The sequence below is a fragment of the Gracilibacillus halotolerans genome (assembly GCF_014206945.1).
GTDB lineage: Bacteria > Bacillota > Bacilli > Bacillales > Amphibacillaceae > Gracilibacillus > Gracilibacillus halotolerans.
The window spans coordinates 1-19117 of the sequence record NZ_JACHON010000010.1 but is presented as its reverse complement, the minus strand read 5'-3'; the positions used below and the strand labels follow the sequence as shown (position 1 = coordinate 19117).

18 protein-coding genes, 1 pseudogene and 2 riboswitches are annotated in these 19117 nt (G+C 35.3%); of the genes and pseudogenes, 17 read left to right on the top strand and 2 right to left on the bottom strand.

Annotation, left to right across the window (positions count from 1 at the left end; translation table 11 throughout):
- Positions 1-77 precede the first annotated feature (77 nt).
- The 8 genes and pseudogenes from GGQ92_RS10355 (at position 78) to tenA (GGQ92_RS10320) (ending at position 7720) form a co-directional block, all read left to right on the top strand.
- Positions 78-743, top strand: coding sequence for a response regulator transcription factor (locus GGQ92_RS10355; RefSeq protein WP_184248200.1), 666 nt, complete (start codon positions 78-80; stop codon positions 741-743).
- A complete protein-coding gene (locus GGQ92_RS10350; protein WP_184248197.1) occupies positions 740-1756 on the top strand; it encodes a sensor histidine kinase in 1017 nt (338 codons plus the stop codon). The genes GGQ92_RS10355 and GGQ92_RS10350 overlap by 4 nt, the downstream gene beginning before the upstream one ends.
- A 157-nt stretch (positions 1757-1913) precedes the next feature.
- On the top strand, positions 1914-2330 hold the full coding sequence (locus tag GGQ92_RS10345) for a hypothetical protein (protein WP_184248194.1): 417 nt from the start codon (positions 1914-1916) through the stop codon (positions 2328-2330).
- 52 nt (positions 2331-2382) lie between these two features.
- Positions 2383-3142, top strand: a pseudogene (locus tag GGQ92_RS10340) (ABC transporter ATP-binding protein).
- Positions 3132-5144 (top strand): ABC transporter permease, encoded by a 2013-nt coding sequence (locus GGQ92_RS10335; RefSeq protein ID WP_184248191.1) that lies wholly within the window; start codon positions 3132-3134, stop codon positions 5142-5144. The pseudogene GGQ92_RS10340 and the gene GGQ92_RS10335 overlap by 11 nt, the downstream one beginning before the upstream one ends.
- 152 nt (positions 5145-5296) lie before the next feature.
- On the top strand, positions 5297-5653 hold the full coding sequence (locus GGQ92_RS10330; protein ID WP_184248188.1) for a hypothetical protein: 357 nt from the start codon (positions 5297-5299) through the stop codon (positions 5651-5653).
- Positions 5654-5762: 109 nt separating this feature from the next.
- On the top strand, positions 5763-6746 hold the full coding sequence (locus GGQ92_RS10325; protein ID WP_184248185.1) for a ketoacyl-ACP synthase III: 984 nt from the start codon (positions 5763-5765) through the stop codon (positions 6744-6746).
- 71 nt (positions 6747-6817) lie between these two features.
- Positions 6818-6920: riboswitch (TPP riboswitch) on the top strand.
- Positions 6921-7030: 110 nt separating this feature from the next.
- Positions 7031-7720, top strand: coding sequence for a thiaminase II (gene tenA / locus GGQ92_RS10320; protein WP_184248182.1), 690 nt, complete (start codon positions 7031-7033; stop codon positions 7718-7720).
- A gap of 113 nt (positions 7721-7833) precedes the next feature.
- Here the strand turns inward: tenA (GGQ92_RS10320) and GGQ92_RS10315 are convergent, their stop codons facing one another.
- Positions 7834-9234 carry a purine-cytosine permease family protein gene (locus GGQ92_RS10315; protein ID WP_221437295.1) on the bottom strand — a complete coding sequence of 467 codons (1401 nt, stop codon included), beginning with the start codon at positions 9232-9234 and terminating at the stop codon, positions 7834-7836.
- 293 nt (positions 9235-9527) lie between these two features.
- On the opposite strand from GGQ92_RS10315, the gene GGQ92_RS10310 reads away from it, so the two are divergent.
- The 8 genes from GGQ92_RS10310 (at position 9528) to tenA (GGQ92_RS10275) (ending at position 17760) form a co-directional block, all read left to right on the top strand.
- Positions 9528-11078 carry a spore germination protein gene (locus tag GGQ92_RS10310; RefSeq protein ID WP_184248179.1) on the top strand — a complete coding sequence of 517 codons (1551 nt, stop codon included), beginning with the start codon at positions 9528-9530 and terminating at the stop codon, positions 11076-11078.
- On the top strand, positions 11075-12190 hold the full coding sequence (locus GGQ92_RS10305; RefSeq protein WP_184248176.1) for a GerAB/ArcD/ProY family transporter: 1116 nt from the start codon (positions 11075-11077) through the stop codon (positions 12188-12190). Before GGQ92_RS10310 ends, GGQ92_RS10305 begins: the two co-directional genes overlap by 4 nt.
- Positions 12171-13343, top strand: coding sequence for a Ger(x)C family spore germination protein (locus tag GGQ92_RS10300; protein ID WP_184248173.1), 1173 nt, complete (start codon positions 12171-12173; stop codon positions 13341-13343). Before GGQ92_RS10305 ends, GGQ92_RS10300 begins: the two co-directional genes overlap by 20 nt.
- A 276-nt stretch (positions 13344-13619) precedes the next feature.
- The gene (locus GGQ92_RS10295) at positions 13620-14303 is read left to right on the top strand and encodes a YhfC family glutamic-type intramembrane protease (protein WP_184248170.1); all 684 of its coding nucleotides are present in this window, start codon (positions 13620-13622) and stop codon (positions 14301-14303) included.
- Positions 14300-14689, top strand: a complete 390-nt coding sequence (locus tag GGQ92_RS16420; protein ID WP_184248167.1) for a DUF3887 domain-containing protein — start codon at positions 14300-14302, stop codon at positions 14687-14689. Before GGQ92_RS10295 ends, GGQ92_RS16420 begins: the two co-directional genes overlap by 4 nt.
- 357 nt (positions 14690-15046) lie before the next feature.
- The gene (locus GGQ92_RS10285; protein ID WP_184248164.1) at positions 15047-15958 is read left to right on the top strand and encodes an SDR family oxidoreductase; all 912 of its coding nucleotides are present in this window, start codon (positions 15047-15049) and stop codon (positions 15956-15958) included.
- A 21-nt stretch (positions 15959-15979) separates the two neighbouring features.
- Positions 15980-16453, top strand: a complete 474-nt coding sequence (locus GGQ92_RS10280) for a cupin domain-containing protein (RefSeq protein ID WP_246384366.1) — start codon at positions 15980-15982, stop codon at positions 16451-16453.
- A 329-nt stretch (positions 16454-16782) separates the two neighbouring features.
- A riboswitch (TPP riboswitch) is annotated at positions 16783-16881 on the top strand.
- 198 nt (positions 16882-17079) lie between these two features.
- Positions 17080-17760 (top strand): thiaminase II, encoded by a 681-nt coding sequence (tenA, locus tag GGQ92_RS10275; protein ID WP_184248158.1) that lies wholly within the window; start codon positions 17080-17082, stop codon positions 17758-17760.
- 98 nt (positions 17761-17858) lie between these two features.
- Here tenA (GGQ92_RS10275) and GGQ92_RS10270 read toward each other — a convergent pair whose 3' ends face one another.
- Positions 17859-18404: a DUF420 domain-containing protein gene (locus GGQ92_RS10270; protein WP_184248155.1), complete on the bottom strand. Its 546-nt coding sequence runs from the start codon at positions 18402-18404 to the stop codon at positions 17859-17861.
- 212 nt (positions 18405-18616) lie between these two features.
- On the opposite strand from GGQ92_RS10270, the gene GGQ92_RS10265 reads away from it, so the two are divergent.
- Positions 18617-18970, top strand: coding sequence for a nuclear transport factor 2 family protein (locus GGQ92_RS10265; RefSeq protein WP_184248152.1), 354 nt, complete (start codon positions 18617-18619; stop codon positions 18968-18970).
- Positions 18971-19117: the final 147 nt, after the last annotated feature.

Sequence of the window (19117 nt, the reverse complement as noted above, 5' to 3'; positions counted from 1 at the left end):
AGAAGAAGGAATCATTATTACTTGAAATACGAAAAACAGTCAATAGATATTCACGAATGCGCAAAGGATGTGAAGCTATGTCCAAAATAATGGTTATAGAAGACACGGAAACAATAAGAGAGGAATTGCAAACCTTTCTGATTCGTTATGGTTATGAAGTGATAGCACCTACTAACTTTGAAAATATCATCGATGATATTCTCAAAGAAAAAGCGGATCTAATACTTTTGGATATAAACCTACCTGTGACGGACGGATACTATATATGCAGAGAAATAAGAAAAAGTTCGGATGTGCCAATAATCGTTGTGACAAGTAGAGACAACGAGATGGACGAACTAATGAGTATGAATTTAGGGGCGGATGATTTTGTTACGAAACCATTCAACACTCAAATTCTTTTAGCGAGAATCGAATCGCTCTTAAGAAGAATTCAAGGCTCTAGTCGAGATACGATTGATTATCAAAATCTTAAGCTTAATTTATCTAATGGTACTATTAATTATGAAGGTAAAACAGCAGAGCTAACGAAAAATGAACTCAAAATCCTTTCATGTCTAATAAAAAACAAGGGAAAAATCGTTTCGAGAGATGAACTTATGGATTTTATGTGGAATTCCGATATTTTTGTGGACGACAATAACCTCTCTGTAAATGTTACAAGGTTGAGGAAAAAGCTTGAAGCGGTAGGAATGGAAGAAAACATCGAAACGAGACGTGGATTAGGATATATACTGCCATGAATTTCAAAGATTATTTAAAAGAGCGAACTCTATTCCTGCTCATTAATGGTATGTTGTTTGTCACTCTATCAGGCATTATGATATTAATGAACGTCCGTGCAACTATTATCTTATTCGTTTTTTGTTTGTGGTTCCTCCCTCTGCTTACCTACATCATGGTAGAATTTGTTAAGCAAAAGACTTTCTATGATGAGTTAAATGAGTTAATGGCAAGTTTAGATCAAAAATATTTGTTGTCGGAGATTATGAGGGAGCCTGAGTTTATCGAAGGAAAAATGGTATATGAGCTATTAAAACAAGCAAATAAGGATATGCACGAGCATGTTAAGAAGTATCGAGATATGCAACGAGACTATAGAGAGTATATAGATACGTGGGTGCATGAGATTAAGACTCCAATCGCATCTACAAGATTAATGATTGAGAATAATCAAAACGATATCACTAGAAGCATTCATGATGAAATGAAAAAAATAGAAGAATACATTGAACAAGTGCTCTATTATTCTAGAAGCAACGATGTGAGTAAGGATTATATTATCAAAGAAATATCCTTAGAATCTCTCGTTAAAAATGTTATTAAGAAAAACGCAAGAGACTTTATTAACAAGGGTATTTCCGTCGATATCGAAAAAGTCAATGCCACCGTTTATAGTGACGCTAAATGGCTGGAATTTATTTTAAATCAAGTAATAGGAAATGCCATTAAGTATATTAAAGATAGTAATGGCAAAGTGACAATTTCGACGAGCAAAAACGAAAACAATATCGTACTTACTGTAGAGGATAATGGTATAGGGATTGTAGAAAATGATATAAATAGAGTTTTTGAGAAGGGGTTTACTGGAGAGAACGGAAGGAAATACGGTAAATCTACTGGAATAGGGCTATATTTATGTAAAAAGCTTGCAACACAACTCGGATTAGGTATCACTTTAACGTCAGAGGCAGGCGAAGGAACAAAGGTGAATATTACTTTTCCTTTAGGAAATATGAATTTAATGAAAGGATAACCTACACAGGATGGTTTTATGGCAATTTGCTATAAAACCGTTTTTTATTCTTAACTAATCTTGCAAAAATGTAACGTTAATAAAATATAAACCAATATGTCACTCTGATACCTCCTGATAAGATATTTGTAGGACATAAATTTTAGGAGGAATGGAATTGAATAAAGCCATAAGAACAATATTAATAATCATTGGTGTAGGGTTAGTGATTTTCTTCGGTTACGAATATGCTACAGAACCGAAAATGGTAGATGGTGTATTATCAAAGGATATAGATGAAAAAGGAAAACCAGTAGAGGTAACAAAAGTATTTACTCCGGAAGACTCGATTTATTTTTCTGCTAAGCAGAATCGATTTTGGATTGATGAGGCACGAATTATCTGGTATAAAGGAGATTTTGAACAGGAAAACCGAATATTGGTACAGGAAAACGTGAAAGTCAACGACGCAAAATATTTCTCTGCGAAATTAACAATTCCAGAAGGGCTGGAAGAAGGTTCATATGGAGTGATTATTTACGTACAAGATAAAGAAATAATGGAAGAGAAAGCTACATTTGAACTAGAGGTGTAAATAGATACAAGGAATTTATCGCAACGAAATTACTAAACCGCGGAGGGAAATTATGCGAACAATATTAAGTGTTGAAAAAATTGAAAAATATTATGGTAATAAAGGAAATATAACAAAGGCCATTGATAATATAAGTTTTAACGTAAAAGAGGGCGAGTTTAATGGGTCCTTCAGGTAGTGGTAAAACTACTCTTCTTAATTGTATTTCAACCATTGATACGGTAACGACAGGTAGGATTGTTATTAATAAAAAAGATATTACAAATTTGAAAATTAAAGCTTTAGAAGAGTTTAGAAGCAAGGAGTTAGGTTTTATCTTTCAGGATTTTAATCTACTTGATACGCTAACTGCATACGAAAATATCGCTTTGGCGTTAACGATTCAAAATATGGCTATAAAAGAAATCGATAAAAGAATCCAACAAGTAGCAAAGAAGTTGGAGATTAACGAGATGTTGAATAAGTATCCATTTCAATTATCAGGAGGACAAAAGCAAAGAGTAGCAAGTGCTCGAGCTATCGTTACGGAGCCTTCTCTTATTTTAGCTGATGAGCCTACTGGAGCATTAGATTCTAAATCTTCAAGATTGCTATTAGATTCATTTGAAAAGTTGAATAGAGAATTTAATTCAACGATATTAATGGTTACCCACGACTCCTTTACAGCAAGTTATGCTAACAGAATTTTATTTATAAAGGATGGTCGTATCTTTAATGAATTAATTCGTGGAAATGATACGAGAAAGGAATTTTTCAATAAAATAATGGAAGTTGTAACTTTGCTTGGAGGCGATGTTGACAATGTTCTCTAAAATAGCCGTCAACAATGTAAAAAGGAGTTTTAGAGATTACTCCATCTACTTCCTAACATTAACTCTTGCAGTTTGTATCTTTTACAGCTTTAATTCGATTGAATCTCAAAACGCGATATTAGAATTAAATAAAAATCCGATTTTTCACGATTCTCTAAATAAACTAATTACTGGGACATCTATATTTGTCTCTTTCGTTCTCGGTGGACTAATCATTTACGCAAATAATTTTTTAATAAAAAAACGAAAAAAAGAATTAGGTATCTATATGACATTAGGGATGCCGAAACGAAAAATCTCTAAGATACTTTTATTCGAAACCTTTTTAATTGGTCTTGTATCCCTTATTGTCGGAATTTTACTTGGAATCCTCGTATCACAAGGGTTATCCCTTCTTGTAGCTAACATTTTGGGAGTGAATCTGAATCACTATCAGTTTATCATTTCATTAAGCGCTGTGATTAAATCAGTCGTCTATTTTGGGATTATTTATGGATTAGTCATGATATTCAATCAGTATACGATATCCAAATATAAATTGATTGATATGCTACATGCATCTAAGAAAAATGAAGAGGTGAAACTAAAAAACGCCTTTATATCGGTACTAGTATTTACGTTGTCAGTAATACTATTAGTAACTGCATATGTTAGGGTATTAGAAACGGGCTTAGATGCTGCAAACACGGAATTGTTCATAACCGTCATAATGGGAGTTTTCGGAACGTTATTTTTCTTTTTTAGTACTTCTAGCTTCTTTATTCATGTTGTGAAAAAGAACAAGAAAGTCTACTTAAAAGGAATAAATATATTTATCTTAAGACAGATAAACAATAAAATTAATACGAACTTTCTGTCGATGACTTTAATTTGTTTAATGCTTTTCTTAACCATTACGCTTCTTTTTACTGCGTTTGATTTAAAGGGAACGATTGATCGGAGTTTAGAGGGTAATAAGGAATTTGATGCTTCTGCATTTCTCGTCGTTGATAACGAAAGTGAGGATCCACGGGAAAATGATATTGAGGAATATTTAAAGGATATAAATTTCACATTTGAAAACAATGAAAAATATGCTTTTTATAGCGAATATAAGCTGAGTCTCACAATAGAGGACTTACTTTCAGATTATTTAAGTGAGCAGGAACAAGTTGATTTAGTGAAAGACTATTTAGGTGGTCCTATGTCTGCGATTAAACTGTCGGATTACAATTCCATATTAGAGATTACTGGAAATGAGTCTATTCAATTAAGTGATGATGAGGTATTAGTATTATCAAGTTATGATAATATAACGGATGCTTTACCAGAATTCATGGAAAATGAAGATAGCATCCAAATAGAGGATAAGGAATATACGATAAAAAATGATGTTGCTATAGAGAAGAATATTAAGGCAAATTTAGATAGTGATTTCTTTTATCTCGTTATCCCTGATAATTTTGATGGTGATTTAGAATTAGAATCTACAAATTTTAATGTGATTTATGATGAACGATATTTTGATGAATCAGAAGAAAGATTTTCAACATTATTTAATGACATGTGGGACAACAAATATAGAGATGTTTCTCCAGCATTAGTAATTGGAAATACATTAAATCAAATAAAAGATAGACAAAATGGTATGGCAGCAATGGTAGTATTTATCGGTCTCTTTTTAGGTTTAATCTTTATTATTTCTAGTGCGGCAGTGATGGCATTACAGCAACTATCAGATGCTAGCGAAAGCCTAGGACGGTATAAAGCTTTAAAGAGAATAGGTGTGACTGAAAGAATGATAAATAAAGCAATATTAAAACAAAGCTTCATTTATTTCTTCGCACCTTTAAGTTTAGCGATTGTACATTCAATAGTAGGGATTATTGCACTTAACGACATTTTTTCCTTCCACTATGAGAGTATTATCGTAAGTACGTTATTCCTAGGGATTATATATGGCGTATATTTTTATTCAACATATGTCGGCGTTAAAAATGTAGTGAAAAACGGTAATTCATAAAGGAGTTAAATTAAAGATGCTTGGCTAAAAATAGCCAAGCATTTTTGTATTAACTGTGCACGCCCTTATCGCTTTCTTTATTTCCTAAAATATAGTAAAATAGTTAGGTGTCTTTTTGACTAACAGTACATATTGAGAAAGGGAGAAGTTTCGTGTCAAAGTATGATGGCAGCTATGAAATTACAGTAGATAGCGTAGGTAAAACAGTAAATATTTATGTTTCAGGTACAGCAAATCCTGAAGCAATACAAGAGTTTTTGAATGAATATAATAGTAAAACTAGTAGCATCCAAGTAAGTGATTTTGCTTTAGTTGTAGATTGTCAAGAAATGTCTGTGGAAACACAAGATAAAGTTCAAAAACTTGAAGAAGTATTTAAAATGTACCAACAAACCGGATTTAAAGATATAACATTTACTGTTAAAGCATCTAATGGCATTCTAAAAATGCAATTAAATAGAATTATACGTAATAGCGGAGTAAGTAACGCGAAATTGCTTGAAGTATAATAGATGTAAAAAACAAGGTTTGTCTCAAACCTTGTTTTTTTACTCTTTAGGCGTGTTTAAAACTACATATTTAATAATTTATATCACATGATCGAGGAGATTATCAGTAATGACGAACATAAAGATTAAGGACATAGCTATTTATCACCCAGAACATACGATAGACAATGATTACTTTTTTGAACATTTTGATAAGCGAGGAAAAGATATTCGACGTTTGCTTCAACATATTGGAAGAGAAAGTAGGTATTTGGTTGATTCAACGGATGAGGAAACAAGTATCACAATGGCTGTTGCAGCATCTAAGAAAGTAATGGAACGTGCGAATCTTACGGGAGAAGATATCGATATGATTATCTTTGCTACACAAACTCCTGAACAAACGATTCCAATGAGTTCTATCTACGTACATCAAGCTATTAATGGGAAAAATCGAACACTTTTATACGACATAAATGCGACTTGTGCAGGGATGAATGTAGGAGTGGAGCAAGCCGCTCGTAATATGCTTACCAATCCACGTATTGAACGAGCATTAGTGGTAGGTAGTGATTACTTTTCGCCAATACTAGATCCAGAGAATGAAGTAACCTATCCTCTATTTGGAGATGCAGCCGTTGCCGTTGTATTAGAAAGAACCAAGGAATCAGGCGGTTTTATCGATGCTATCCATTATGTTGATCATACAGATCCAAATAACATGGTATTTCCAGGACAAGGATTGACCCATTTGTTAGAAAATGGGGAAGGTCGTTACATGGAAACAAAGCCATTTGATGATGCAGAAATGTTTCCTAAAGTGTATGAATCAATAAGAGAGTTATTGAATCAATACGATTTGAAGCCAAGTGATGTAAAATGTTGTTTCTCTCAATCTAATAAAGCGAATGTAAGGTTAATCCAAGAAAATATCGGCATCGCTGATGATCAAATTATTTTTGTAGCCGATCAATTCGGCTATACAGGAACAAGCAGTCCATTTTTAGCACTTCATGAAGGTGTAAAGCGAGGAAAAATCAAACGTGGAGATTATGTTCTTGTCTGGACGATTGGGACGGGTTATGAATTTATCACAATGTTGCTTCAGTACTAGAGTATAAATTAAAGCGATTTCCTTTTAATATAGAAAGAAGTATGATAAGGTTGGTTTGTACAAAATTATAACGTTTCTGCTAGGGGTGCCTATGGGCTGAGACAAGAATGATTTCTTGATCCCTTTGAACCTGATCTGGTTAATACCAGCGGAGGGAAGTGGAAGAACGCAACCATTATCATATTAAATAGTGATGATTTCTCATCACGCGTATGATAATTATTATTAGCGTATATCCATTTCCTCCTCCAACATCGGAAACGAAAATAGGGGAGGAATTTTTAATGCGTTTTACAGATGAATTAAAAGAATTAACGAAGGACAGTTGGGAGCTGAGTCTAAATCATCCATTTGTTAAAGGTATCGTGGATGGAGATTTGCCACTTAGCATTTTCAAGAACTACATCATGCAAGATATCTATTATTTAAAGCATTATGGAAAGGTACATGCCTTCGCAGCGGCTCATGCAGATGATTTCCACGTTGCTGCTAGTCTTGCAGAAAAAGCGAAAAATACTGCCGAAGCAGAATTAACCGTCCATAAGGAGCATGCGGAAATTTTAGAAATAACGGATGAAGATATTGCTAATTTTAAACCTGCTCCGACTGCGTATGCTTATACTTCTCACTTGTATCGAGCATCCTTATCAGGAAGTCTAGCTCAAATCGTAGCAGCAATGCTCCCATGTTATTGGTTGTATGCAGATATTGGGATGACGTATAAAGATGCGAAACCTGAAAAGGAAATTTATCAGAACTGGTTAAACATGTATGCAAGCGATTGGTTTCAGGATTCCACACAAGAAATGATAGATTTATTGGACGAGTTGGTAGAACAATTAGGGGATACTGAAAAAGAAAAAGTGAAAGAGCAATTTATTATTGCTAAGGAATATGAGCTTGCTTTCTGGGAAATGTCGTATACGTTTGAAACATGGTTGTCAGAAAAGAAGAAAGCAGAGACAACCGTATAAATAAAGATATTTTTCTTTAATGAGGTAAGAATAGTAGAGAGAAAATGAAGAATATATCGAAGAGTTTTACCCCAGATGGGGAAGGAGGTGAGAGGTTTCGTCCTCCACCTTCATTATCTTATATAGTCCTCGCTAGGTATATCGTTTACATCTTTCTTTACATAATATTTACCCTTCGTAAAAATAGCTAGAACAAATGTTAACATGGCTGCTAAAATTGCTGCGAAGAATGCAGCCGTACTTTGTAAAAATTCACCCATAAATCCTAATGCTGCAATCGTACCGAGCCCACTTGCAATCAGTAAAGCTCCTACCCCAACAGGATTCCATTTATACAAATATTGCTGTCTAGCTTCATAGTAGCCTGGTCCAATTTTAAGAAATCGTTTCACAAAGATTGCGTCCGTTACCAAAATCGTTGCCCATGTTAATAAAAATACTCCTTGGAACGTCATCGCTAATTCTAAGTGATCCACAATTCCTCCAAGCATTAAACCAATTGCTGCTACCCCTGTCACAACAATCCAAAAGCGTCTACCTGGTGTAAATTTAAAGATATTTTCGAAGAAAGAAGACAGTGATAAAGACCCACTGTAAATATTAGTAATATTTATTCTTATTTGTGTTAGCATCGTAAATAATGCTCCCCATGCACCAAGAAGAAGTACGATGTAAACACCTGGATTTGGTTCTCCGAGTCGAACACCAAACCATATTCCAAGTCCTCCCATGACACCAAAACAGAAGATTTGAGGTATAAATCCAATTGCGAAGATGCCTACTTTTGTATCTTTAGGCTTAAGAAAACGGGCGTAATCAGAGGCTAGAAGTGGGGTTAATCCCATAATTCCATGTTGCATACCAATACATGATAATAGTGCTAATCCGCCGACTTGAACTCCCTCTGGAAGGTATGTCCAAAAGTAACCATCATATCCTGATGGGGTCATGAAAGCCATAATAATTGCTGCGATTAAGAATACAAAAAATATCGGCAATGACCATTTTTGTAGTTTATCTAACTGTTTGATTCCGAACCAGTTGAGGGGGATAACGATGGAACCAAAAAATACAATTAATACCCATAGTGGGATAGAAGGCATAAATTCATGCACTGCTGCAACGAGAATCATTCCCTCTAACGCACAGTACATAATAAAATTCGTGGCATAAATAAATGAGGTTAAAGATGCACCGATATAACCGAATCCGCCTCCTCTAGAAAGCAGGTTCACGTTCATACCAGATTTAGCCGATAGATAAGCAATAAACGTGCCGAGTACTCCGGCAACAACAATAGCATAAACGGCAGAAATAATGGCATTCATTGCACCAAAGCTGAGTGCCATGACACTTCCCATTTGGAAATAAAAAATAGCAGTCGCAATACCGAAAGTAATATTCGTTATACTAAGCCATCCCATGTTTCTCTTATCGCGGGGAACTCTGTCTAATGAGTAATCCTCACCACTATTATTGGTTGTATAATCTTCAGTTGTTTGGATAGCTTCCAAACTATCAACTCCCTTTCATTTATTAAATTGTGAATGAGCAACATTTCTACTATATCATATTGATATCTATCCCAACAAACGCGATAAAACAGGAAAGATAGTGATAAACACTAATATATCGGGGTTATTTATGCCTATCTCCCTTAGACGTACAAGAAATCTATTAGAAGCTGTCCTTTGTCAGAATACAACCTATTTTGACAAAGAAAATAAGTTGTCGACGTACATTTATATAAAAAATGAAGAAATTGGGAAGGATAGAAATAACTTTTACAAAGACAAGAGGTTTTTTTATGAGGCGTCGATATACAAAAAAAGCAAACTGGCCATCAAAGAATATAAAAGAACAGACGAGCAATGAGAGTTTGAATAGTCAACTTGATGCAAACATTCAAAAATTGAAACAATTACTAGACGGGCCAAATGATCTTGTCATTAGGGAATTTCTTTTAAATAATAATCCTACCATGAAGGGTTCCGTCGTTTATATGGACGGATTAATCGATAAACAGTTAGTACAAGAAAGTATATTAAGGAATATGAAAGATTTTGCATCTAACAAAAAATCATACGATACTTCAAAAACGATATTAGAAGTGATGTATGAAAACTTTATATCTATTCATTCGGTTGAGAAGGGAAATACTCTGGAAGATGCCTTAGATGGAATTCTTGTAGGTAAAACGGTAATACTGATTGATGGGCAAACTTCCGCTTTAATCATTAATACCAAGGGTGGAGAAAGCCGATCCATTGATGAACCTACAACAGAAATGGTTGTTCGTGGTCCAAGAGTAGGGTTTGTGGAGAGTTTAGGAACGAATTTAGCACTATTAAGGAAATCATTACAAACATCGAGTTTGCGTTTTCAAACTCATCAAATTGGTAGACGTAGCAAAAAAAGTCTTGTCGTTGCATATGTAGATGGGGTTGTTCACCCTGAGATAGTTAAAGAAGTAAATAGAAGGATTCAATCGATCGATATTGATGACGCACCGGAATCAGGATTTATAGAACAATGGATTGAAGATAGCTTTTTGTCACCTTTTCCACAAATGGACAATACGGAGAGGTCGGACAAAGCTTCCTCAGAATTATTACAGGGAAAGGTAGTCATCTTATTAGACGGTACTCCTTTTGTATTAATTGCGCCATTTACCTTAGGGGATTTTCTAAAATCGCCTGAAGATTACAACGAGCGCTGGCTCATTGGAACTCTATTAAGGATCTTAAGATATGTAGCAGCTTTTTTTGCATTACTATTACCTTCGCTCTATATAGCATTAATATCTCTACACCCAGGGTTATTACCTACTGATATGGCATTGTCTATTGCGGCAACACGGGAGGAAGTGCCATTTCCACCAGTAGCAGAAGCCTTTCTTATGGTTCTCACGATGGAATTGTTACAAGAAGCTGGTCTCCGATTACCTGCACCGATTGGTCAAACCATTGGAATCGTAGGAGGATTAGTCATTGGAGATGCTGCTGTTTCAGCAGGGATCGTTAGTCCTATTATGGTTATTGTTATAGGCTTGACCGCAATCTCAGCGTTTGCCACTCCTTCTTTTAGTCTTGGTATATCGTTTCGAATTTTACGCATCGCTTTTATGTTAGCGGCAGGAATTCTTGGATTATTCGGGATTATCCTTGTTTACATTATGGTGATGATTCATATGGTGAATTTAAAATCATTCGGTGTACCGTATACAGCACCCTTTTCTCCAACAATGGATAGAGATTGGAAGGATCTTATTTTACGTGCACCGATGACGATTCTAACGAGGCGACCTAACTTTATGAATACGAAAGATGTAGATTCAGGAAGTAGGGAGAAGGAATGAAGTTTCTTTATAGTAACGAAACGATAAGTGATAAAGAATTAAAAATAGCTATACCTTCTATGATTATTGGGGTAGGAGTTCTTTCCTTACCAAGTGGTATCGCATCAGTGACAGTCGGTTCTGACGGATGGATCGCCCTTCTCATCGCAGGTATTTTGCAAATGGGTGTTATTTGGCTTATGGCTAAAGTTGCTTCAAGTTTTCCGAAACAAAGCTTTTTATCGTATTCAGCCAAATTGGTGTCCAAGCCTGTTGCGGTAGTAATCACATTTACTTTTGCTGTATATTTCATATGTGTTACGGCCTATGATATTCGAATGTTGGGACATATATCCGAGCAATATTTATTTAAGAAAACACCAGTCGAGGTAGTAATGCTTGCCTTCTTACTTGTAGTTGTCTATGCGGTATCGGGGTCTAGAGTAGGAATATTTCGGCTAAACATACTCTTTTTGCCTATCATTCTCATTGTTGCAATTGTTGTTTTCCTATTAAGCTCGAAAATAATGGATGTTTCAAACTTAAGACCTGCCTTCCAAACGGACATTAAAGGTCATATGCATGGTTTGTATACGAGTGCATTATCGTATATCGGGATAAGTATTATACTATTCTATACGTCCTTCGTAGAAAATCCGAAGAACATACCAAAAGTATCTATCATTGGGGTAACCGTTCCAGTGGTCCTCTATATTGTTGTGTATTTAAATTGTATTTTAGTTTTTGGACAAGTTGGAACGTCGAACATGCTATTTCCAACGGTAGATTTAGCCAAGCGTGTAGACCTTCCTGGAGGAATGTTAGAAAGAATAGAAGCACTATTTTTTACTGTATGGACAATGGGAGTGTTTACGACAGCAATGATGGTTTTTGATGTGGCTATACTAGCATTACAATCCATTTTTAAGAAAATAAAGAAAATACATATCATCTTATTTCTTAGCCCCCTTGTTTACTTTATTGGAACAATTCCAAAAAATACGACACAAATTATTCAATTTGGAAATTATATCGCAACCTCTATGTATATATATGGATATTTAATAGCGATTGTATTGTTTATCATCGCCAAGGTGAGAAAGGGGAAATCTAATGGAAAAAAGGCTATTTAATTTTATTGGTTGTCTACTCATTATCTTTCTGCTTTCTGGATGTTGGGATATTGTTAATATAGAGGATCGGGGTTTAATTATTGGTATGGCGATAGATTTTGCTGAAGGTCAAGAGGCTGCCGAGAATCATTTGACAGTTACTACTCAGTTTGCAGTTCCTCCCGGATTAGGAAATCCTGCTCAATCAGGTGGTGGTGGAAATCCCTATATGAACCTATCTGCTAGCGGAAATAGTATAGATCTCATCACTCAAAAAATAGCTAATCAGACAAACAAGATACCATTCTTTGAACATCTTAAAGTAATAGCCATTTCAGAAGAAGTTGCGTCTACCCCTGGACTCATGGCAGATGTACTCGATATATTTATAAGAAATAGAGATACCGATAGAGGAATAGATGTTATTATTTCAAAAGACAAAGCAAAAGATATATTGGAGATAGAACCAGAAAATGAGAAGCTACCAACTCTGTACCTTTTTGAATTATTAGAGAAAAATCTAAAAGAAACGAATAAATTAAAGAACACAAAGCTTGGGGATATTCATGATTATTTACTAACGAAACGTAGCTTTGTTCTAACCGAGTTAGCTAGCAAGGAAAAGCTATTAGAGGAAACGGATGGAGCCATTTATGGGTCAGTGTCAGAAAAAGTTATCGGTAAACTAGAATTAAATGAAATGTTTGGCTTGAATTTGGTTACAGAAGAGGATGCACGTGGACCGATAGAAGTGGAAATAGAAGGTGGGATAACTACTTTTTCAATTAGAGAAGCGAAAAGTATCGTTAATGTTCAAGCAAAAAATCAAGAAAATCCGAAAATAAATGTTCAGATTAAATTAGAGGGCGAATTGCAAGAAACCTTTGGAGGTCTAGTACTGAATGATATTGAATCTAATTTGAAGCTAGAGAAAAAAGTAGCAGCAAAAACAGAAGAGATTGTCGAAAAAACAATAAAAAAGGCACAACAAGAATTCGAAGCGGATATATTTGGTTTTTTAGATGAGCTCAACAAGAGTGATTATAAGACTTGGAAAAAGATGAAAGATGATTGGGAAAAAGGCGAAAAATATTTTGTTAATAGTGAAATAACCGTCAATGTAATTGCAGAGGTACGAGCTCATGGTGTAATCGATAAGTCAAATAAAAAATAAGAAAGGTTGTGTGAGGTGTTATCTACTTTAGAATACATATTCGGTTTCCTTCCAGATAGAATGGTAATGATATGTACAATACTATCTTTTCTAATCCCATTGACCGTTTATAAAGCAAATAAAAAATTACACGAACATGGAGATCCACCGTGGAAAAAGAAAGGCTCATAGAAATGGTTGATTGTGGGGGGGTTAGACATTTATTGTCTTAGAGATAGGAATTCTGTATATTGAAATAGATAGAGAATAGAACGTTATGAGATAAGGGGGAAGGGAATGCTAGGGGGATTATTCACTATACTAGTGAGTGTTATTTTACCAGTAGCAGTATTTATATATGCTTGTTGGAAAAAAAGTTATGTTTCCTTTTTGTTAGGTGTAGCAACATTTGTTGTTTCCCAAGTAACTCTGCGAATGCCTTTACTGTCTGTTTTAGAAAAGAATAGTACTAGCTATTTATTTTTTAGCGCAACACAGCCTATCTTATTTGCTTTATTCCTCGGAGTTACAGCGGCCCTTATTGAGGAATGGGGAAGGTATGTTACGATGCGCTTTCTTATGAAACGGAGAAATTGGGGACACGGTGTTATTTTTGGTCTAGGCCATGGCGGAATAGAAGCAATATTGCTAGTGGGAATCCCTATGATTAATGCTATTTTGATGACGCCTTATTTACTAACGGATAGTCTTAGTTTTATTAGTGGAATAGAAAGATTATCCGCTATGTTTCTCCATGTTGGTTTATCTTTAATGATACTGCAGGGAGTTGTCAAAAAACAGATTCGATATGTGTGGATAGCGATAATACTACATACGATAGTAAATGCTTCAATTGGAGTTATATCTTATTACGTACCTACTAATCTATCTTTATATATAATTGAAGGATTTATTGTTATGATGGGATTAATCATGTTAGCGTATAGTTTTGTAGTTAGAAGGAAGGGGTCTTTAAGGTGAAAAAAAAGATTACAATTTTATTATTAACAGGGTTCCTATTTATATTAGTAGGTTGTGTAAGTGGTAATGTAGATGAAGAGACAGCACAAACTTACACTACAAAAGCAGAAGATGCTATCCAATTATTAAATGACGGAAAATTTGAAGAACTTTATGAACAATTTGATGAAAAAATGTCTTCAGAATTATCTGTAGAAAAAATGAATGCTGAAGTGACACCAGTCATCGAAGAGTCAGGAGAATTTCAAAGTTTTGATCAATCTTCAGTGGAGATGAAGGAAGGATATTATATTGTAACGATTACGGGTAATTATAGCAACGTAAATAGAGTTTACACGATAACCTTCGATCCAGAAGACAAAATAGCAGGATTGTTTGTAAAATAAAATGTTGAGTATCGGCTGCCTCCTCCTGGGAAGCAGCTCTTTTATTATAGAATGGGATACATTGGCTCATAAATAGGGTTCGTGTAGTACGGTGGTCTACTTGCTATAAGTGGTAAAAGAAAGGGGGAAGAATTATTAGCATAAGAAACCCTAACCCTTTCATTTGAATGGTTTAATAAGAGATATTTAACTTCCGGATGGTAGTAATACTCCAATATTCTCTCTCCTCTCACGATTTACTATGTACTATATGCTACACTGCTAAAATCAGAGCAAGTCTTTATGAGGAAACATGCACAACGTATGCCTAACTATCATAAAGTAAACCTAGATACTTATGAAGGAGGCAGTTTTCTCATGCCTAATAATAGAAATGAAACGTATCCTATGGCACGGAATTACGGGAGAATTACACAATATCAAGAAGTAGCACTAACTGTTCCAGAACAAAGACAATACCGTCAACCAGGAGTCGAAAGTCTTATGGTTCCTAGGCCAATCATTGAAAATCCACAAGAAAAAGGTAGTGGAAAACTAAAAGGAAAAGTAGCATTGATTACTGGTGGTGATAGCGGAATAGGTGCAGCAACGGCAATTGCGTTTGCAAAAGAAGGTGCTAATTTAGCGATTTCTTATTTAGATGAACATGAGGATGCTAATCGAACAAAGAGACGAATAGAAGAATTAGGTCAAGTGTGCCTTTTGTTACCAGGAGATGTTAGAGATAAAGAGCATTGTCAATTTATAGTAGAGGAAACTATACGGAAACTTGGTCAGTTAGATATTCTATGTAATCATGTTGGCATTCAGTTTCAACAGCAAAATTTAGAAGATATTAGTGATGAGCAATTCGAGGATACGTTTAAAGTAAATATATATTCACATTTTTACACGACGAGGGCTGCTTTGCCGTTTTTAGAGGCTGGAAGTTCGATTATTAATACATCGTCTGTGGTTGCCTTTGATGGTCATGATGAATTAATTGATTACTCAGCTACGAAGGCAGCTAATGTTGGCTTTACTCGTTCCTTAGCAAAAAACTTAGTGACGAAGGGAATTAGGGTCAATGCCATTGCTCCAGGTCGTGTGTGGACACCTTTAATACCATCAAGTTTTTCACCTGATGCGGTAACATTAGCAGGGAATCCGATGGACAGACAGGCACAGCCATTTGAATTAGCGCCAACATTTGTATATTTAGCGTCTGACGATTCGCGTTTTGTAACAGGTCAAACGTTACATGTTAATGGAGGACAAATTTTTAGATAAATAAAGGGAAGGATGATAACTATGTATTATAATGATTGGTCGTATAATCAAGATGTTAATAGAGTGCAAAGTACTGTCACTGATTACGGCCCATATCCGTTTACAATTAATATTAATCAGGCTACAAAAGAGAATAGAAATTTTCGAACAGCTTTATGGACAGGGCGCCATTTGCAAGTAACCTTAATGAGCATACTTCCAGGAGAAGATATTGGATTAGAGATTCATCCGCAAGTGGATCAGTTTTTACGTATTGAACAGGGACAGGGGATTGTTCAATTTGGTGATCATCAAGGAAACTTGAAACAAGTAACACCTGTGCATGATGATTCGGCGATAATTATCCCTGCAGGAACTTGGCATAACGTTATCAACACTGGGAATGTCCCGATGAAGCTTTATTCTATTTACGCTCCACCGAATCATCCATTTGGAACTGTGCATCGCACAAAGGCTGAAGCTATGGCTGCACATGAACAGGAACACTCACGATAATAGACTTTCACTATGGATAAAGCAGTAACACTCGCGATACTACACATCCACAACGGATAAAGCAGTAACGACTCACGATACCACGAATCCACTACGGATAAAGCAGTAACGACTCCCGATACTACACATCCACTACGGATAAAGCAGTAACGACTCCTGATACTACACATCCCCTACGGATAAAGCATAAACGACTCACGATACCACGAATCCACTACGGATAAAGCAGAATCGTCGCATGCTCTAAACCTTCGATACTAATACTCTCATACACTATCATTGACTTACCATAAATTCCTTATTATACTGAATATTAGTAATTGAATAATTAATTCGACTAGGGGAGCATGAAAATGCTGAGAGAGTAAAATCGACCCTTTGAACCTGATCTAGTTAGCACTAGCGTAGGGAAGTGGAATGGAAAGCATGCATAACGAGCATATTCAATTTATGATGTTCTAGTTAATATTGCTAGCTGAACTCTACCCATTTCCAGTACTTACGGAAATGGGTTTTTGCTTTTCTATTAATGAAATGCCCCTTGTCGATGAGAAAGGATGATATTTTTCTAGAATACATATTGGAGAGTCTATTTAAAAAAATATAATGAAGAAGGAGAATGTATGATGACAAATGTATTTACCGATCGTTTATGGAGTAAAGTAGAACCAATTTGGACTGCCTACTTGGAGCACCCTTTTGTGAAGGGGTTAGGTGATGGCACGTTAGATAAGGAAAAATTTAAACATTGGCTCAAGCAAGATTATGTCTATTTAATTGAATATTCCCGATTGTTTGCTTTAGGTAGTGCAAAAGCAGAAGACTTAGAAACAATGACTACTTTTGCCGGGTTGCTTCATGGAACACTTCATATGGAGATGGATTTGCATCGCCAATATGCGGCAAAGTTTAATATTACTCCAGAAGATTTAGAGAAAACATACCCAGCTGCTACAACGACTGCTTATACAAGTTATATGTTAAATGTGTCTCAACGAGGTGGTATTGAAAATGTTGTAGCTTCTGTATTAGCGTGTGCATGGAGTTATAATTATATTGGGAAAGAACTAGCTAAAATTCCAGGTGCTTTGGAGCATGAGTTTTACGGAGACTGGGTGACAACCTATTCATCCGAGGAATTTACTGCCTTAGCAAATGACTGTATACAACTAATGAACAAAATGGCAGATGATATGCCCGAGAGAGATCTTGCTGTGTTAGAAGATATTGTTGTAAAAACAAGTCTTTATGAGTACATGTTTTGGGACATGGCTGAAAACAAAGAGGAGTGGCCGATTAAGCTATAAAAGTTTGTTTTCAATGGTAGTTGACTCATAAATCTTCGACATTAAAAAAATCCCCTAATAGTAAGTATTTGATACTTGCTAATAGGGGATTTCATTTATTAGTAATATGGCGAAATCATTACATAAACGAGAACACCAGTAATACTTACATAAAGCCAAATCGGCATGGTCCAACGAGCAATTTTTCGATGGCGATCATTTTCTTCATTCCATGCCCTCGCTACACTTGTTAAAGCAAGTGGCACAATACCTGCTGCTAACACGATATGTGTGATCAAAATAAAGTAGTAAATAAATGCCATAATACCTGTTCCACCGTAAGAAGTTGACGGTGTTAGATAATGATAGGTAACATACGTAACAAGGAAAAAGGACGTTGTTACAAATGCGGCATAGATAAAGCGCTTATGCACTTTTACTTTTCGTTTCATAATTGCGATGAATGCACTTAGTAAAAAGATAAACGTAAAACTATTAAAAATAGCATTCATTAAAGGCAGGATGGTAATATCAAAAGCTTCTACTTCTTCACCACCGCGTTTTCCCGAAAGAAGTCCAATAACCCCAATCAGAACGATAGAGATGGTAATGATAGCGGGCTTATAATTTCTTTTTACTTTATTATTAGATAACTTTTCTCCCATCTATTCAAACACTCCATTACATTCTATTTTTATACCTTAGTTTATCACAAACATCTCGAGCATATCAGTCTTAACGAATAATATTCACAGTCTTTTCGATTTTGAGTTGGTTTTTAATTGTACAGTAAGAGAATGCTGTGCGAAGGATAGAAATATAGACCATGCTATAATAAAAGAACAATTATTTAGTAGTAGAGGAAAGGAAGCAGACGATGAGCTTAGATAAACATTTTTTTATGGATTTTAATAAAGCATTAATGAACGTTGATGTAAAAAGTGTAATAGAAAAAGTTTCGGACAATGTAGTTTGGAGAATGGTTGGAACAGAAACGATTAAAGGGAAAGAGAAATTAGAGGCGCTTTTATCGGATGTAAAATCAGATGAGGGTTTTGAGATAGATTTGGAGCATATTATTATTGAAGGAAATAAAGCTGCATTAAATGGCACGATTCATTCTTTGAGCAATCAAGGCGAATGGTCTCACTATAGTTTTTGTGATATGTATCTAGTGAATGAGAACGACAATAAAATAACTGAAATTATTAGCTACGTCCAATCTTTATAAGTTAACCATTAAAAAAGCTATTGACCTGCCAATACGGCAAGTCAATAGCCATTTTTTTAGTGTGCCCGGCATGGGTGTAATCTCTAGGGTGAGAGTCCCGAGCCACGAAGGCAGAAGTAGTGGTTAGCTAATCGTAAGGGTGTCCGT

What these genes read in the sequence shown, in the direction of transcription:
- GGQ92_RS10355 (WP_184248200.1), top strand. Translation starts at nt 78, where the DNA reads ATGTCCAAAATAATGGTTATAGAAGACACGGAAACAATAAGAGAGGAA.
- GGQ92_RS10350 (WP_184248197.1), top strand. Translation starts at nt 740, where the DNA reads ATGAATTTCAAAGATTATTTAAAAGAGCGAACTCTATTCCTGCTCATT.
- GGQ92_RS10335 (WP_184248191.1), top strand. Translation starts at nt 3,132, where the DNA reads ATGTTCTCTAAAATAGCCGTCAACAATGTAAAAAGGAGTTTTAGAGAT.
- GGQ92_RS10325 (WP_184248185.1), top strand. Translation starts at nt 5,763, where the DNA reads ATGACGAACATAAAGATTAAGGACATAGCTATTTATCACCCAGAACAT.
- tenA (WP_184248182.1), top strand. Translation starts at nt 7,031, where the DNA reads ATGCGTTTTACAGATGAATTAAAAGAATTAACGAAGGACAGTTGGGAG.
- GGQ92_RS10310 (WP_184248179.1), top strand. Translation starts at nt 9,528, where the DNA reads ATGAGGCGTCGATATACAAAAAAAGCAAACTGGCCATCAAAGAATATA.
- GGQ92_RS10305 (WP_184248176.1), top strand. Translation starts at nt 11,075, where the DNA reads ATGAAGTTTCTTTATAGTAACGAAACGATAAGTGATAAAGAATTAAAA.
- GGQ92_RS10300 (WP_184248173.1), top strand. Translation starts at nt 12,171, where the DNA reads ATGGAAAAAAGGCTATTTAATTTTATTGGTTGTCTACTCATTATCTTT.
- GGQ92_RS10295 (WP_184248170.1), top strand. Translation starts at nt 13,620, where the DNA reads ATGCTAGGGGGATTATTCACTATACTAGTGAGTGTTATTTTACCAGTA.
- GGQ92_RS10285 (WP_184248164.1), top strand. Translation starts at nt 15,047, where the DNA reads ATGCCTAATAATAGAAATGAAACGTATCCTATGGCACGGAATTACGGG.
- GGQ92_RS10280 (WP_246384366.1), top strand. Translation starts at nt 15,980, where the DNA reads ATGTATTATAATGATTGGTCGTATAATCAAGATGTTAATAGAGTGCAA.
- tenA (WP_184248158.1), top strand. Translation starts at nt 17,080, where the DNA reads ATGACAAATGTATTTACCGATCGTTTATGGAGTAAAGTAGAACCAATT.
- GGQ92_RS10270 (WP_184248155.1), bottom strand. Translation starts at nt 18,404, where the DNA reads ATGGGAGAAAAGTTATCTAATAATAAAGTAAAAAGAAATTATAAGCCC.
- GGQ92_RS10265 (WP_184248152.1), top strand. Translation starts at nt 18,617, where the DNA reads ATGAGCTTAGATAAACATTTTTTTATGGATTTTAATAAAGCATTAATG.